Source organism: Sporosarcina gallistercoris (assembly GCF_014836415.1).
In the GTDB taxonomy this organism is placed as follows: domain Bacteria; phylum Bacillota; class Bacilli; order Bacillales_A; family Planococcaceae; genus Sporosarcina; species Sporosarcina gallistercoris.
Window position 1 is genome coordinate 77,035 of record NZ_JACSQY010000002.1, and the last position, 17,048, is coordinate 94,082.

Annotated in this window: 14 protein-coding genes; 7 read left to right on the top strand and 7 right to left on the bottom strand. The window is 46.5% G+C overall.

All coding sequences use genetic code 11. The annotated features are described in order from the left end of the window. Positions 1-7 precede the first annotated feature (7 nt). Positions 8-1,726: an ABC transporter ATP-binding protein gene (locus tag H9659_RS03645; protein WP_191688599.1), complete on the top strand. Its 1,719-nt coding sequence runs from the start codon at positions 8-10 to the stop codon at positions 1,724-1,726. Between the two features lie 100 nt (positions 1,727-1,826). Here the strand turns inward: H9659_RS03645 and hflX are convergent, their stop codons facing one another. The 3 genes from hflX to putP all read right to left on the bottom strand — a co-directional run bounded on the left by hflX (position 1,827) and on the right by putP (position 5,400). Next, positions 1,827-3,110, bottom strand: a complete 1,284-nt coding sequence (gene hflX, locus H9659_RS03650; protein ID WP_191688600.1) for a GTPase HflX — start codon at positions 3,108-3,110, stop codon at positions 1,827-1,829. Positions 3,111-3,140: 30 nt separating this feature from the next. Next, positions 3,141-3,827, bottom strand: a complete 687-nt coding sequence (locus H9659_RS03655) for a VOC family protein (RefSeq protein ID WP_191688601.1) — start codon at positions 3,825-3,827, stop codon at positions 3,141-3,143. 88 nt (positions 3,828-3,915) lie between these two features. Then, positions 3,916-5,400: a sodium/proline symporter PutP gene (gene putP / locus H9659_RS03660; protein WP_191688602.1), complete on the bottom strand. Its 1,485-nt coding sequence runs from the start codon at positions 5,398-5,400 to the stop codon at positions 3,916-3,918. Between the two features lie 160 nt (positions 5,401-5,560). Here putP and H9659_RS03665 point away from each other — a divergent pair, with 160 nt between their 5' ends. Both H9659_RS03665 and H9659_RS03670 read left to right on the top strand, forming a co-directional pair. Further along, positions 5,561-6,037, top strand: coding sequence for a nucleoside deaminase (locus H9659_RS03665; RefSeq protein ID WP_191688603.1), 477 nt, complete (start codon positions 5,561-5,563; stop codon positions 6,035-6,037). 41 nt (positions 6,038-6,078) lie between these two features. Continuing rightward, on the top strand, positions 6,079-6,444 hold the full coding sequence (locus H9659_RS03670; RefSeq protein WP_191688604.1) for a DUF2188 domain-containing protein: 366 nt from the start codon (positions 6,079-6,081) through the stop codon (positions 6,442-6,444). 41 nt (positions 6,445-6,485) lie between these two features. On the opposite strand, the gene H9659_RS03675 is transcribed toward H9659_RS03670, so the two are convergent. Together H9659_RS03675 and H9659_RS03680 are read right to left on the bottom strand one after the other, a co-directional pair. Next, positions 6,486-8,123 carry an AMP-binding protein gene (locus H9659_RS03675; protein ID WP_191688605.1) on the bottom strand — a complete coding sequence of 546 codons (1,638 nt, stop codon included), beginning with the start codon at positions 8,121-8,123 and terminating at the stop codon, positions 6,486-6,488. A 153-nt stretch (positions 8,124-8,276) separates the two neighbouring features. Then, on the bottom strand, positions 8,277-9,836 hold the full coding sequence (locus tag H9659_RS03680) for an FMN-binding glutamate synthase family protein (RefSeq protein ID WP_191688606.1): 1,560 nt from the start codon (positions 9,834-9,836) through the stop codon (positions 8,277-8,279). Between the two features lie 73 nt (positions 9,837-9,909). Between H9659_RS03680 and nfsA the strand changes: the two genes are divergently transcribed. Together nfsA and H9659_RS03690 are read left to right on the top strand one after the other, a co-directional pair. Then, positions 9,910-10,641 (top strand): oxygen-insensitive NADPH nitroreductase, encoded by a 732-nt coding sequence (gene nfsA, locus H9659_RS03685; protein WP_191688607.1) that lies wholly within the window; start codon positions 9,910-9,912, stop codon positions 10,639-10,641. Between the two features lie 45 nt (positions 10,642-10,686). Further along, entirely contained in the window at positions 10,687-11,862 is a 1,176-nt protein-coding gene (locus tag H9659_RS03690; protein WP_191688608.1) for a class I SAM-dependent methyltransferase, read from the top strand. A 453-nt stretch (positions 11,863-12,315) separates the two neighbouring features. On the opposite strand, the gene H9659_RS03695 is transcribed toward H9659_RS03690, so the two are convergent. Then, entirely contained in the window at positions 12,316-13,710 is a 1,395-nt protein-coding gene (locus H9659_RS03695) for an L-cystine transporter (RefSeq protein ID WP_191688609.1), read from the bottom strand. A gap of 231 nt (positions 13,711-13,941) precedes the next feature. Here H9659_RS03695 and H9659_RS03700 point away from each other — a divergent pair, with 231 nt between their 5' ends. Both H9659_RS03700 and H9659_RS03705 read left to right on the top strand, forming a co-directional pair. Beyond that, the gene (locus tag H9659_RS03700; RefSeq protein WP_191688610.1) at positions 13,942-14,481 is read left to right on the top strand and encodes a GNAT family N-acetyltransferase; all 540 of its coding nucleotides are present in this window, start codon (positions 13,942-13,944) and stop codon (positions 14,479-14,481) included. A 267-nt stretch (positions 14,482-14,748) separates the two neighbouring features. Further along, positions 14,749-16,371, top strand: a complete 1,623-nt coding sequence (locus tag H9659_RS03705; RefSeq protein ID WP_191688611.1) for an MFS transporter — start codon at positions 14,749-14,751, stop codon at positions 16,369-16,371. A 78-nt stretch (positions 16,372-16,449) separates the two neighbouring features. Here the strand turns inward: H9659_RS03705 and H9659_RS03710 are convergent, their stop codons facing one another. Further along, a complete protein-coding gene (locus tag H9659_RS03710) occupies positions 16,450-17,025 on the bottom strand; it encodes a hypothetical protein (RefSeq protein ID WP_191688612.1) in 576 nt (191 codons plus the stop codon). Between the last annotated feature and the right edge of the window lie 23 nt (positions 17,026-17,048).

The following is a 17,048-nucleotide window of genomic DNA, read 5'->3' on the forward strand; positions in this document are numbered from 1 at the left end:
GGGTATGATGTTAAAACAGTTTTTCTCCTATTACAAACCGCACAAAAGACTTTTCATGATCGACTTTTCGAGTGCTGTTTTTGTGGCATTACTCGAGTTGGCATTTCCACTCGCCGTCCAAGGGTTCATCGACAAACTTTTGCCTACCGGCGATTGGGGCCAGATCACTACTATTAGTATTCTATTACTCGTCATCTATCTTTTCAGTACGTTCCTGCAATACATCGTCAGCTACCTTGGGCACAAACTGGGCATAAATATAGAAACGGACATGCGCGAAAAACTGTTCGATCATGTGCAAAAGCAATCATTCCGCTTCTTTGACAATACGAAAACCGGGCATATTATGACACGGATCACGACAGACCTCTTCGATATCGGTGAGCTTGCCCATCACGGACCAGAAGATGCGTTCATAGCAGTCATGACGATCATAGGGGCATTCGTTCTGATGTATTCCATTAATCCTGAACTGGCTCTCATCGCGATCGTCATGGTGCCATTCCTCATTGTTCTCGTCGCTTTCTGTAACAAAGCCATGAATTCCGCTTGGCTCAATATGTACGGGAAAATAGCAGAAGTGAACGGCCGTGTAGAAGACTCGGTATCCGGTTCACGCGTCGTGAAATCATTCACGAATGAAAGTTTTGAATTGGCTCGTTTCCGTAGGGACAACGGCAACTTCCGGACCGCTAAGTTAGTCGCATATAATGTAATGGCTTGGACGACTTCTTCCATTTACATGATGACGAGGCTTGTTACGCTTGTCATTTTAGTAGTAGGAGCATGGTTCACCATACAAGATAAGCTTTCTATCGGAGAGCTGGTCAGTTTCATCCTGTTCGTCAACATCCTTATTAAACCGGTGGATAAAATCAGTGCGTTGCTGGAGCTCTATCCGAAAGGGATGGCGGGGTTCAGCCGTTTTCAGGACTTGCTCAACCAAGACCCAGAAATCCTTGACACCCCTCATGCGATTGACGTCCCTCACTTAAATGGGGATATCACACTATCCGACGTCACATTTGCTTATGATGGGGGAAAACCGGTGCTCAACGATCTGAGCTTGTCCATACATGCTGGACAAACGATTGCATTTGTCGGTCCTTCTGGTGCAGGAAAAACGACGATCTGTTCACTCATCCCCAGGTTCTACGATGTGGATGAAGGGCAGATCACAATCGACGGAATGGATATCCGTAACATGAGTCAGCGCTCGCTACGGCGTCAAATCGGTATTGTCCAGCAAGATGTTTTCCTCTTTACAGGAACAGTTAAAGAAAATATCGCTTACGGAGATTTGACTGCACCCGATGAAGCGATCTACGAAGCCGCCAAGCGTGCTCATCTAGAAGACTTCATTGCAGGTCTTCCTGAAGGCTATGAAACTCAAATAGGCGAACGCGGGTTGAAATTGTCGGGTGGACAAAAACAGCGTCTCGCCATCGCGCGGATGTTCTTGAAAAATCCACCGATCCTAATTTTGGATGAAGCGACTTCTGCGCTCGATACGGAAACAGAGCGGATTATCCAAGAATCGCTTACAGAGCTCTCCGAGAATCGCACGACACTTGTCATTGCGCACAGACTCGCAACAATTCGAGATGCGGATCGTGTCGTCGTTGTGACATCTGAAGGAATTGCAGAAGATGGCGGGTATGCAGAACTCGTTGCCCAGAACGGCATTTTTTCAAAATTGCACTCAAATCAGTTTCAACAGGTTTAAGAAAGTGAGGAGCGGGCATACTACTACTATCCCACCCCCTTTCTCTTATAGAAATAAAAGAACGGCACCGCCCACATACTGGCGGTGCCGTTCTTTTCGGTTAATGACTGATTATGAATTCCTCAAGTTTCTTCCGTTCGCGCTCGTCCATCTCTACAATCATCAGAGTACCGTCTTCTTCGTACTCTGTCGATTTCACATACGTCTCCTCATTCAAATAGGAAACTACATCTCCACGGTCAAAAGGAATGAGCAGTTTACACGTAATATGTTTTTGATAGACTTTTTGCTCGATGAGCGTGACTAAGTCGTCAATCCCCTCACCCGTCCTTGCTGAAATCCAGAGTTGGTCATCTTGTACCCGTGGGTAATCCACGTCATTCGTAAGATCCGCTTTGTTATAAACGTACATCGTCGGGATATCTTCCACACCGACGTCTTGAAGAGTCTTGTTCGTGATGTCGATCATATGGCGATACTCTGGATTGGAAACATCCACAACGTGGAGCAGCAGATCCGCTTCACGGGCTTCCTCCAATGTAGAACGGAACGCTTTCACCAGATGGTGAGGCAGCTTTGCAACAAAGCCAACTGTATCAGTGAGGATGAATGGTTTGCGATCAACTAGCGTAACGTTCCGGACCGACGTATCGAGTGTCGCAAATAACATATCTTTCTCCATCACAGTCTTCGCCTCGTCACCATTCGCTTCAGAAAGAATTCTGTTCATCAACGTGGATTTACCAGCATTCGTGTAACCTACGATTGAAACGACCGGAGTTCCACTGCGTTTCCGTTGTTTACGCTGGACATCCCGCTGTTGCTTCATACCTTCCAGCTCTCTCCTCAACTTCGCGATCTGCTCCTCGATTTTACGTCGATCGAGCTCCAATTTGGTCTCACCGGCACCTTTGTTTTGGAACCCTCCACCAGTACCTCCACCTTGGCGACCAAGGGAAGCCCGTAATCCGACCAATCGCGGCAATGTATATTGCAGCTCTGCAAGTTCCACTTGCATGCGCGCCTCATGGGTCCGGGCCCTTCGTGCGAAGATGTCCAGAATAAGCATCGTCCGGTCAATGATCTTCACTTCCAGATCACGCTCCAAATTCCGTAACTGCGAAGGGGACAGCTCATCATTGAAAATGATCAAGTTCGCTCCAGCTTCATCTGCAAATAATCTTACTTCATCAATTTTCCCTTTACCGATATAACCCGTCGGATGCTTGCGTTCCAACTTTTGGACAACACTTCCAACGACTTCCACCCCGACGGCAGCTGCCAGATTACCTAATTCCTCCATCTCGTATTCGAAATGATCATCATTCTGTTCTTCAACTCCGACAAGTATAGCGGTTTCTTTTAGCAGTTCCAGTTCATCCATTCAAACACCTTCTTCCAATCATTTACCTTATTATTCAGCTTGCCCCGTCACAACAGCTACCATACGGTTGCGTTCATCGGGATTTTCTATAAAACGCAGCCGTACGCCATTCACCTTAAGACTATCCCCATCTTCCGGCTCGACTCCTAGAATCCTGCACCAGCGCTCAAGCGTCCGTATCGATTCTTTCGTCACCATTGCACATTCCGAGATCCGTTCAGCTTCACTATCATTCGTAAGTGTACCTTCTGCACGTAATGCCTCGCGACGGCTCTGTTCACTATCCTCCCATTGGATGAAAAACGGAGCAGGAAGATCCGATAAGTCCTCCTCGTCAACGAATAGCATCTTCCATTTCTTAAGTGTTCCAGAAGCAGTTAGCCGGGATGCATCGAGCACACCAGAAGTTTCCATTCCCATTTTATTCAGCCGCTCATCCAGTGCATAAATATCTTCAGTTGACATGCATAGCGTTCCCCAGCCATCTCCATACGCTGCTAGGTCGTGCTTCAAATGCATAACTAATGGATGCGTCGAAACTTCCGCCACTTCCTCATTTTCAATCGCTAACCATTCGATATATGCATTTTGCAAGTACAGGAGGGCATTGTACGTCCCCCATTTTTCGTGACTGCCCCCAATAACGGCACCCGGATATTGCGAAGCCACTTTTTCAGGCGTGCGCCCTGTGAACCAAACGACATGATCGAGTTTCATAACCAGTCCCCCTTTACTAGCTATCATACCGCACAAGCCGAAAGAAACCATGAAAAAGCCGTCCACTTTAAATGGACGGCTTTCTGCCTCAACGATCGCGTTTCAACATTTCCAACGACTCTGTAAACTCGCGTTCGATTTCTTTATTTTCTTTGTAAGTTGCAAGACTAACAAAATACGTAACGAGTAAACATACGATGAAACCTGGGACAATTTCATAGAGAGTGTCTGTAAGTGCCGGAACGTTGCCCCACACACCAACAACGATTGCTCCAGCAACCATTCCGAACAATGCACCTTTTGCTGTCAGTTTACGCCAGTAGAGGGACAAAAGGATAATCGGTCCGAATGCGCCACCGAATCCAGCCCATGCAAAGGACACGAGTTTCAAGATGGATTCGTTGTTCGGCCAAGCAAGCACCATGGCAATCAGTGACACGACCAGTACTGCCATACGACCAAGAAATACATATTGCTTATCCGTACCATCTGTCTTGTAAACCGCCTTATACAAGTCTTCAATCAATGCTGATGACGTGACAATCAGCTGAGAAGAAATCGTACTCATAACTGCTGCAAGAACAGCTGCAAGCATGATTCCTGCGATGAATGGATGGAAGATAATCTGCCCAAGGGCAATGAAGACCGTTTCCGAATCCACTAACTCTGCGCCTGGATTCTGCTGGTAATACGCAATTCCGACGAGTGCAGTTGCTATCGCACCGAGTAAGCTCAGAATCATCCAACTAATCCCGATACGACGAGCACTTTTCGTTTCTTTCACGGAGCTAATCGCCATGAAACGTACGATAATATGCGGCTGACCGAAATAGCCAAGTCCCCATGCCACGGATGAAATGACTCCGAGAAGAGTTGCCCCTTTCACAAGACTGAGCATGTCGGGATTCACCGCATGGATCGAGTCGACAGTTTCCGGGATTCCACCTGTTACAAACACGGCAACGACTGGAACGAGAATGAGTGCTAGGAACATGATGAGACCTTGCACAAAATCCGTATAACTTACCGCAAGGAATCCACCGAATAACGTGTAGCCCACAACGACTACCGAAACGATGATGAGTCCAACATGATAATCCAATCCAAATGAACTGAGGAAGAACTTACCGCCCGCGACCATTCCAGAAGATACGTAAAATGTAAAGAAGACAAGAATAATGAGTCCCGAAGCGATTCTTAACAGTCTCGACTTATCTTTCAGCCGGTTTTCAAGAAAACTTGGAATTGTGATTGAGTCGTTTGTTACTTGGGTATATACTCGTAGACGCGGCGCTACAAAATACCAGTTGAGGTAAGCTCCGGTCGTTAAACCGATTGCAATCCAAATTTCTGGCAGTCCTTTATCATAGATTGCACCTGGCAATCCGAGCAGTAGCCATCCCGACATATCTGCTGCACCGGCACTGAGCGCTGTAACTGCGGGTCCGAGTGAACGGCCGCCAAGCATATAATCCGTTAAATTGGATGTACGACGGAACGCATACCATCCTATGAACACCATGGCCGCCATGTAAAGTACAATCGAAATCAGTTTGTAACTATCAGCTGACATCGTTCAATCCCCCTTTAATCTTTTCTAAGTAACCGCAAACGCTTTCATTACTTCAAGCAAGCCCGGTCAAATCCATTATAGGGAAGTTAAGCGTATTGCGCCACACCTATTTTCGATTTATTCCCCGGGAAATAGCTACTATTCGACAGGAGGAATTCAAATGGATCACGAACGTTTTTTAAATGACGCCATCCATCTAGCAACGGACAGTGTCTTACGAGGTGGCGGCCCTTATGGCGCCGTCATCGTACGGGATGGTGAAATCATTGCAAGCGGTGTCAATTCGGTTGAGACGGATCACGACCCTTCCGCACATGCTGAGTTGGTTGCAATCAGGGAAGCATGTCGAATCCTTGCCTCGACAGACCTGTCAGACACAATTCTTTATGCAAGCGGTGAGCCATGCCCGATGTGTTTAGCTGCGTCTTACCAAGCCCGTGTAGGGGAAATCTATTACGCTTGCAGTAAAAAAGAAGCGATGGGAGTCCTCCCGAAACCCGATAAAGTGGAACATTTCTACAGTGACCAGGATAAGCCCGGCGCCCTGAGGGATGTGCCTTTTATCCACTTGGAAACGGATCACAGATTGGAACCTTTCATGGCCGCTGCCAACGAACAATCCAATGGTTCCCACTAAATACCTTTCATACGATTCAATCTACAAAGGAGGAATTCCAAATGCCCTGGACAAAAGACGATTATCCGGATACTTTCAAAAATGTAGGGACAGACGTCCGCAACAAAGCCATTGAGATTGGGAACGCATTACTCCGGGAAGGGTACGAGGAAGGACGTGCGATTTCCATCGGACTTTCCCAGGCAAGAGAAACAATTGAAGGAAATGCTGAAGACCGTCCTCACTTCGAGATACGGGCACGCGAAGATGATTGGGTATTGAAGAAGAAGAGTGCTTCTTCCGTTATTTACAAAGAAGATACAAAAAGCGCACTGCTCGATAAAGCAAAGTCATATGTCACCGAGCATGAAGGTGTGTTAACGGTCTACCGAGCAGATGGGACAAAAGAACAGACGTTGTATGAATAACAAAGACGCATGCCCTAGTTAAGCGGGGCATGCGTCATTTTTCAAGAGTGTAATGCTTTTTCTTGTGACATTTCACGTAACTTGAACTTCTGGATTTTTCCTGAAGCTGTCATTGGATAGGCATCCGTAAATTCGATATATCGTGGGATTTTGTGATGGGAGATAGCCCCCTTGCAGAATGCCCGGATTTCCTCCACATCCAATGCCACTCCTTCTTTCGGAATGACCCAAGCCATCAGTTCTTCGCCATATCGTTCATCCGGCACCCCTACAACTTGAACGTCAGAAACTCCGGGATGCGTATATAAAAACTCTTCCACTTCACGTGGATAGATGTTTTCTCCACCGCGAATGACCATATCTTTCATGCGACCTGTAATGTCGAGATAGCCATCCTCATCCAATCTGGCGATATCTCCTGTATGCAGCCAACCTTCTTCGTCAATCGCTTCGCTAGTTGCATCCGGATTATTATAATAACCTTTCATCACATGATATCCTCGGGTACACAACTCACCGGCCTCCCCTGTTGGCAGTTCTTCACCAGTAGCTGGATCGATGATTTTCACTTCAACGTGGGGATGCGGTTTGCCGACTGTGGACACCCGCTTTTCAATCGGATCGTCTGTCTTCGTTTGGGAAATGACAGGTGAAGCCTCTGTCAATCCATAACAGATCGTGATTTCCGATGCTCCCATCACATCGATAACTTGCTTCATCACTTCGATCGGACACGTAGATCCCGCCATAATCCCAGTTCGTAACTTGCTCGTATCATAGTAATTGAAATCAGGATGATTCAACTCAGCTATGAACATTGTCGGAACTCCGTGCAAAGCCGTACATTTCTCATCTTGAACTGCGCGGAGTACACGTGCAGCTTCGAACTGCTCAACAATGACCATGGTCGATCCATGAGTAACGGCTGCAAGCGTCCCTAAGACACATCCGAAGCAATGGAAAAATGGTACAGGAATACACAAACGATCCTCGCTCGACAACTTCATTGTCGCTCCGATCATATTGCCATTGTTGACAACATTATTGTGAGTGAGCATGACTCCTTTAGGAAACCCGGTCGTCCCCGAGGTGTACTGGATGTTAATGACATCGTCTGGGCTAAGTGTTTTTTTGCGCTTTTCCAGTTCTTCATCCAACACCATTTCAGCATGCTGCAGAAATTCCGACCATTTATAAATTCCAACTTCATTTTTCTCGGTCATCAGGATGACACGTTTCAACTTCGGCAACGCCGGACAGTTGATATGCCCTCCGTCTCTTTCCTGCTGGGATGGACAAATGGAACGTAAGATTTCCAGATAACTCGTATCTTTGAACCCCTCGTCGAGAATGAGAGTCGTTGCTTCAGACTGTTGCAGTAAATACTTCAATTCTGCTGCTTGATAATTCGTATTCACTGTTACGAGGACAGCTCCCATTTTCCCGGTCGCAAATTGACTCAGCAGCCATTGCGGTTTGTTATCCGACCAAATCGCAACGTGTTCCCCTTTTTGAATTCCAATACCCATGAATGCTTTTGCCAGTTCATCGGTCTCCTTGTCGAATTCCGTGTACGTTTTTCTCAATAGCCGCTCTGGATAGACATATGCTTCGTTTTCCGGGTACCGTATTGCTTGCTCACTTAAAATTTCCCCAACTGTCTTGTTCATCAGCTCCATTTCTCCATCCCCCTATCCAATTACAAGTTTCTTCTATAATATCATATTTTTCAGATTGTAGTGAATAATTATTGAATTCAACTTTACATTCATTCGACAAAAAAAAGCAGGAAGTGAGTGATCTCCCTGCTTGCTTCATACAAATCCTATTCGTTACTCGATCGGAGTCACTCTGCCACGTTCGTCTTTATAGAATACATGATGTCTTTCTAATTTTGTGGGGGAGTCCAATCCTGCTGCTGCCGCTATACGGAACAACCCTTCACGCATCGTTAAAATATAGTTGGTTACCCGGTACTTTTTCTCTTCCACTACTAGCCCACGCTGTAAGTGGGGATCTGTCGTGGCGACACCTGCAGGACATTCATTCGTATGACATCGTTGTGCCATAATGCATCCAACGGAGATCATGAACCCACGGGCAATTTGAACAAGATCCGCTCCCATTGCCAGTGCAATCGCCGCTTTGTCGGGAGTTGTCATCTTTCCGGAAGCAATAATCTTCACACGATCCCGTACTCCGAACTTCCTTAACGCATCGTCCAGTATGATTAATGCAGATCGTATCGGAAGACCAACGGAATCTGCTAAATCCTGATACGTCGCACCAGATCCACCTTCTGATCCATCTACTGAAATAAAGTCTGGCCCCATGCCTGTTTCCTTCATGAACGATGCCAGCTCTTCTGCATCTGCTTGCCCGCCAATTACGATTTTAATGCCGACAGGTTTTCCCGAATGATTTCGAATCTGTTCGATAAAGGAAAACATGGAAGGGAAATCGTCGAACTGATGGAAACGGTTGGGACTGTTAATCGTCTTAAATGGAGTGACATTCCGGATCATGGCGATTTCTTCTGTCACTTTTGACCCTTCAACGTGGCCACCGCGCATTTTAGCACCTTGAGCCAGTTTCAGTTCAAATGCCCGGACTTTCGGATTTTCCGCTTTTTCTTTAAGCAGGTTCCAATCGAATTCACCCTCTTCGGTACGAAATCCAAACAATCCGGAACCGATTTGCGCGATGATATCTGCATCGCCTGCTAGATGATGCGGGGATAGACCACCTTCCCCTGTATTCATCCAAGCACCCGTTGCCATCCCAATTCCTTTGGAAAGTGCCGTGATCGCATTTTCTCCGAGTGCGCCATAACTCATCGCTGATTGTCCTAGTAAACTGTGGACACGGAAAGGATGCTTACATGTCGGACCAATCACGACTGCGTCCTCGTCTGGAAGTAACCACGGTTGTGCCTTCACTTCCTCCCGATGCTCTCTCCTGGAGAATAGTCCTTCCCCATCGACAATATAGCGCATCGAATCGATTTTACGATCGTTATCGACGCGCATTTCTTCGTTCTGTTTCGTAAACATCGCATTTCGCAAGTAATAGCCTGGAGAGTCGAAGTCCCGTTTTGATCCGAAGCCGATTACACTATTCAAGTATTTCCCAGGTAAGACCATGTGCAAATAGTCTTCCCGACTGAACGGCTTCCCTTCATTGTCACTATCGAATAAGTACTGCCTGAATTCCGGCCCCACTTTTTCGATCATATAGCGGATTCTGCCGAGTATAGGATAATTACGTAAAATCGCATGCTGTTTCTGCTTCCGATCAAATATGTACACATAAAAAATCGCTAAAATGGGGATAACGATGACTGCACTTATTATTAACATGGTGGTAAGGGAAAGTCCTTCTAAAGAACTCATAAGCTCCACTCCTTTTCTATCACCTCAAACTGGTGTACCATTAATCACAATTACCAGTTGGAGGCGATTCATAATGATTATTGACTTACTGAACTCTCATGCATCTGTTCGATCCTACACGGACGAAGTCTTATCCAAAGAAACGGTCCGAGAGCTTGTTTCAGCTGGGCAACATGCGGCTAGTTCCCATTTTGTCCAAGCCTATTCAGTCGTCCACGCGACCGATGAAGCAGTGCGCGAAAAACTTGGGGAGTACTCCAAAAATCCTCACCAATTTAATGGCGCAGGCGCTGCTTTGGTGTTTTGCGCAGATTTCCATCGCTTGCAAGCTGCGGCTGCATTGCATGACCGTTCAATTGACTTCTCTCATGCAGAAGCCCTGCTTGTCGGAACGATTGATGTAGCACTCTTTGCACAGAATATTGCCATCGCAGCCGAATCGAAAGGATATGGCATTTGCTATATTGGCGGCGTACGGAATAACCCTGCTGAGATCAGCGAACTTCTTAAACTTCCGGATGGTGTCGTTCCATTGTTCGGCATGACAATCGGTGTCCCTGCCAAAGTGAATGAAGTGAAACCACGTCTTCCAGTGGATGCGGTGCTGCATGAAAATATGTATGATGCGAGCAACTATGAAGAGGTTCTTCGTGGGTATGACGCAACAATGGCCACATATTACGAAACGAGAAGTTCAAATCAGAAAATTGCCGGTTGGACGGAACAGATGGCTGACTTTTTGGAATCTCCTCAACGTCCGTACATGAAAGAATTTTTGAGAGATCGAGGATTCAAGTTTGACTAAAAGTAGTCTTTCATCCCTACCTCTCTTGCAAAGGAGTTAAACCTTATGGAGTTTGAAAATTTGATCACCGACTTAGCGAAGCGTTTGACGGATGGTGCTTTTGTCCGCGCAACGTTCAGTCAACCACGCACGAAAGCAGATGGTTTGTTGCGTATTAAAGCGAAACCTATTGAATTGAAAGGCGAGTTGCACATACAGTTTGAAGAACAGTTCGAACGTGTGCTCAATCACCATAATATTTCAGCCGAAGGGGTGGAACTATTCCTGACAAATGTATTGATGCGTTTTAAACAAGTACAAGCCGAATTCACAGGTGAAACAATACAAATACAGCTGACTAAGAAATTTAAAGTTTCGTGGAAATCGAGTGTGACAGAAACGTCAAAAATCGCTGATTTGTCGCACAATCGCAAAAAGAATTATTTGCTCGAGGAAGGAACTCCTTATCCATTTCTCATACGCTTGGGCGTTCAGACTGCAGACGGGCGTATTAAGAAACAAAAACACGATAAGTTCAGACAGATCAATCGGTTCATTGAATATATCGATGACGCACTGACGCACCTTCCGAAAAATCGGACTGTACGGATTCTCGATTTCGGTTCTGGTAAGTCATATTTGACGTTCGCGTTGTATCATTATCTTCATATTGAAAAGGGCCTCGATATCCACGTGACTGGCCTCGATTTGAAGAAGGAAGTCATTGAAGAATGTTCGGAGATTGCGCGTGACCTTGAATACGATCGCCTGGAGTTTTTGGTGGGAGATATTAATGATTATGAGGATGAAACCTCGGTGGATATGGTGGTCACATTGCATGCGTGTGACACAGCGACGGATATGGCGCTTGCTCGTGCGGTTCGATGGGGAGCGAGCGTGATTTTGAGCGTTCCTTGTTGTCAGCATGAATTGTTCAGCCAAATCCAGTCGCCTGCGCTGGATGTGATGCTGCAGCATGGGCTCGTGAAGGAACGTTTTTCTGCACTGGCGACGGATTCGATGCGGGCGGAGCTGTTGACGCTCGCCGGATATGAGACACAGTTGCTGGAGTTCATCGACATGGCGCATACACCGAAAAACATTCTGATTCGGGCGTATCATTCAGGGAAGCAACCTTCTTCCGAATCGGTTGGGCGGTATATGGCTTTCAGAGATCTGTTGAATGCGAAACCATTTTTGGAGAATGAATTGAAGTTGGATGTATTGAGTGAAGGGAAATAAGTGGAGGGTACCTGCTGTTGCAGGTACTTTTTTTGTGTGGATTGAGCGGGTCGCGGGGGTGAAATGAGCGGGTGCTGACTCGGAATGAGCGGGTTGCGGGGCGGAACGGGCGGGTTCTGACTCGAAATGAGCGGATTGCGAGGCGAAACGGGCGGGTTCCAGTGCGGAACGAGCGGGTCGACCGAGGAAATGAGCGGGTTACGAGGCAAATTCCTTTTCCCACTCTCCACATCCCTAAATGCGCAGCGAAGCGGAGCACACCAATCAGGCTTGGTTTTAAATAAGGGAAAAGAAGGATTTGGCGCGAGGCGAAACGGGCGGGTTCTCCCACGAAATGAGCGGGTTGCGTGATGAAACGGGCAGCCCCCTCTCGCTTGATCACCTGATGAGGGATTTATCCATAGAATGAAAAAACGTCCGCGCTCCCACATGTGTGAGGAGGCGGACGTTCTTTTACAATTCGGATACGGATGCGTCTCGTGCCATCACTTCATCGTACTTTGCATTGTCAAGCTCCCCTGTCACTCGTGCGGTTGTGACCCCCGCTGTCATCGATCCGCTAACGTTTAGCGCCGTACGTCCCATGTCAATGAGTGGTTCGACGGAGATCAGAATACCTGCGAGCGCAATCGGGAGATTCAAAGCAGACAATACGAGGATTGCCGCAAACGTTGCGCCTCCTCCAACTCCCGCCACTCCGAACGAACTGATTGCGACAATCGCAACAAGTGTCAAAATGAATTGAACGTCAATTGGTTGACCGACTGTCGGCGCAATCATGACCGCGAGCATCGCTGGATAAATTCCGGCACAGCCATTTTGGCCGATGGATAATCCAAATGACCCTGCGAAGTTCGCTATACCGTCTGGAACTCCAAGCCGCGTCGTCTGTGTGTTGAGTGTCAATGGCAACGTTCCCGCACTGGAACGGGAAGAGAACGCGAACAGTAAAGTGTCCCCTGCTTTCTTCACATACGTAATCGGGTTCAATCCAGTTGCTGCAAGAATGGCCAAGTGTACTAAGAACATGACAATCAATGCTGCATAGGAAGCAGCTACGAACTTACCGAGATTCACAATCGCGCCGTAATCAGACAGCGCAACTGTCCGCGCCATGATCGCGAGAATCCCGTAAGGTGTGAGTCGTAGTACGATTTTCACAACTGCCATGATCAATGAATACACAGCATCGATCCCTTTTTGAACTACCGCCGCCTGTTCAGGCTCTTTTCTCCGGATCGTCAAAAATGCGAATCCTAAAAATGCTGCAAAGATGACTACTCCGATTGTCGATGTGGGACGCGCGCCTGTGAAATCGAGGAACGGATTGGCTGGCAACAAATCCAGCAATTGTTCTGGCAGAACTTTATCCGAAACATCTGCAGCAGTCTCTTCTAACGTCACTCCTCGAGAAATCTCCGCATCCCCTTGGACGATTTGCTCCGCGTCCAATCCGAACAAGAGAGCAGAACCGATTCCGATAAGTGCAGCAATTGCTGTTGTACCAATAAGCAATCCTAAAATCAATGCCGCTTGTTTCCCGAAGTTCTTCCCGGCTGCCACTTTTGTAAAAGCGGTCAAAATCGAGATGAACACGAGTGGTACGACGATCATTTGCAAGAGTTTAATATAGCCTGTGCCTATTATATTGAACCACGGAACCGATTGCTGAAGTGCGCTCGAATCCACTCCGTAACTGACGTGTAAAATAACACCATATAAAATACCAAGCCCTAACCCTGTAAACACCCGTTTTGAAAAGGAAACATGTTTGCGGTTCATCCAAAACAATATACTCGCTAACAGAAGCAATCCTGCCACATTCAATAACACAAATCCTGTCTCCATCCCAACGTCCTCCTTTGTAGTTAATTTATGATTTTCTAATACAGTTTATCTTATGTAGTTAATCCCTATATGTCAACTAGGAATTAACGTTTTCTCCTCGATTTCTAGGAAACTGGATGTCGAAGTGCAAAGGAACAGCTTGACTAGAGGTTTTATAATTCAAAATGAGTTCCAAGTGCATACAAACTTTGCTACAATGAACAAAATCTACTACGCAAATGGAGGGATTACATGTTTACACTGCCGGTTTCAGAAACGGTGTCACTGAAGTTATTTGAACAAGAGGATGCTGCTAGCATTTTCTTTCTGGTCAATGAATCCCGGAATCATTTGCGGGAATGGCTGCCATGGGTCGACGGTGCACTCTCTCCGGAAAGCTATCGGCCTGTCATTGAAATGTGGCTGAAACAGTTTGCAGAACATAATGGGTTCCAGGCTGGTATTTTGTACAATGGCGAACTGGCAGGAATGATCGGATTCCATAAGATCGATTGGATGAACAAAAGTACGAGTCTGGGTTATTGGATCGGGGATCGGTTTCAAGGTCACGGGATTATGACGGAGTCAGTTCGTGCTATGATTGGTTATGCGTTTTCCACATACAAGTTGAATCGAATCGAGATCCGTTGCGGAGTCGAAAATGTAAAAAGCCGGGCAATCCCTGAGCGTCTCGGTTTTCATCTTGAAGGGATCCAGCGCGATGGCGAGTTTCTGTATGATCATTTCCATGATTTAGCTGTCTATAGCATTCTTGCACGTGAGTGGAACTAATTCATCCCCTTCAGCTATTTCTCCTTAAAAAGAGAGTAGCTGTTTTTCTTTGCAGGCGAGTCACTGAATCACACACCTCCACCATCGACTCGGGTACATCAAACAGCAAGTACTTTTTAGAATTTCAACAGAATAAATCTCGTTATAGCCATTTCATGCATCGTCTAGTTCAGTTTTGTAATCCTCCATTCATGTAAAGTTTATGTATAAAGGGTAAACTGTTTAAATAGTTTATTTACTCAGGAATTCTGTAGAGGAGGTTGTCTAATGGCAGTTGAAAAAACTTCTAAAGTGAATCTCGGCTTCGTTATTTTGTTAGTTGGCGTGTTCATGGCGGCTCTGGATAACGGGATTATTAGTGCGGCACTTACCACCATCAACACCTCGTTCGACGTAAGTGCTACACAAGGATCTTGGGGGATTACTTTGTACACGCTTGGTCTTGCAGTAATGACACCGATCGTCGGTAAACTGGCTGACCGGTATGGACGGAAAAAACTCTTCCTCATCGAAATTGTGATCTTTACCATTGGTTCCCTTGGAGTAGCGCTCAGTCCGAATTTCACGCTCTTTCTTGCAGCGCGTTTGCTCCAATCATTTGGTGGCGGGGGTATTTTCATAATTGCGAGCTCCCATGTATTAAGTACGTTTACGAAAGAAAAACAAGGCAGCATGCTAGGACTTCTAGGCGGCATGAACGGGATCGCGTCAGTTGTCGGTCCGAACATCGGAAGTTTCCTGATCGACCTAACAGGAAACTGGCATTGGCTATTTTTAATCAACGTTCCTATCGGGATAGCACTCGTCGCAGTCGGGTTCTTCTCATTGAAAGAAACAAAATCCTACGTCATGTCTAAAATCGACTTTCTCGGGATATCGTTATTATCCTTCTCGATTCTCAGTGTCATGTTTGCCATTAACAATATCGGCCGTGGCGGTTCGTTCGCGGATGTATTCATCAAATGGAGTGTCCTCGGACTTCTTATTCTCGGTGTCCTCATTTTCGCGGCATTGATCTTTGTTGAAAAGCGCAACGAACAAGGGGATGAAATCGACCCGATTCTTCCTTACAGTCTGCTTCGTAAGCCAACTTATGCGATGACAATGGTGATGGGATTATTGTCAGGGACGTTCATCGGTGCGATTATTTTCATCCCGTCCTTTGCTCAGCAGATCCTTGGGGTTTCAGCCGCGAAGTCAGGATATTGGATGACACCTCTTGCGCTCGCTTCAGGTATCGGAGCTGGGGGCGGCGGTTATTTTGTCGATAAAAAAGGGCCTGTCAAGACTCTGATTTTCGCTGGAATTATTGGAATCATCGGCTTTGGGGGTCTTGGGTATTTTGCAGATACTAAATTGCTGTTCATCATCTTCTCCGTCATTGCAGGTGCGGGATTCGGCTTTGTACTCGGTGCACCGCTCACTGTTCTTACGTCTAACGCTGCAGGTACGCAAAAGGGCTCTGCGATTGGTACCCTTTCCGTAGCGCGCCAAGTAGGATTGACCATTTCTCCTACGATTTTTGCAGCGTTCATTCAAAATGGGTTCAGTAAAATCGGAGACTTGGTTCCTCAAAAATTGAAAGAACACGGAATCGACCCTAGTCAACTTCCTGAAGGGTCTATGGAGGAATTGGCGGGTAGCAGTTATGGGGATTTGCAAGCTAAGATCGATCAGATCCCTGCACCTGAAGTGAGAGAAGCGCTTCATGAAGCTTTCCAACAAGCTGCTCACTCAGCCTATGAGCCGATCTATTTGACGACTGCCGTCATGGCGCTTCTTATAATCATCATCTCTATTGTGTTCAGCAAACAGTTTAACCAAGATGCCATTGAAAGCGATCGGTTGGATACACAGGAAAAACATCTGACTGCTTCAGAAAACGAATAAAACCATTTCCACAGCCGTTCAGGACGATCCTGAACGGTTTTTTACATAATAAAATCCGAAGCTTCGGCACACTTCGGATTACTCTTTCCATTCCACCTTCAACAAAAGGCAGCGATCATAGGCTTGAAGCTGTTCCAACGCTTTGTCATCGCTCATGTTGAACGTCTGCACCCTACCGCTAGCCGAGACGATGTAGTATGCAAGATAAGAGACTTCGCCTTGTTTCAATGTAAGCTCACTTTCAAAGGCAGGCATTAATGTCGATCCTCCTGGCATCGCTTCTAGCTCAGGCAGTAACCGTCCGTCTGGTGAGCTGAAAAGAATTCGTTCTATCGTATTTTCATCTGTCTGTTCAACCCCAAAAGCGATTAGGGGTGCTTGCTGTTCTGCGGAACCATTCCATGGAATTTCCGCAAGCGTCCCTACGTATTCCCCGTGTTCATATTGTTCAATGGTGAATTGTATGCTTTTGCCCTCGGGCAATGTGTCTTTAGAAGTGAAATGCATGGCTTCCATTCCACCCGCACTGTAGATTAACTGCTGTTCATCCTCCGTCAACACTCTCTGTGTCAACGTGATGGACTTGCCTCCGAAACATCCGGCTAACAACAACGCTGCTACTAACCAAATTCCAGCTGCACCAATCCGTTTCACACGCATCCCCTTTGTTTGTCAGC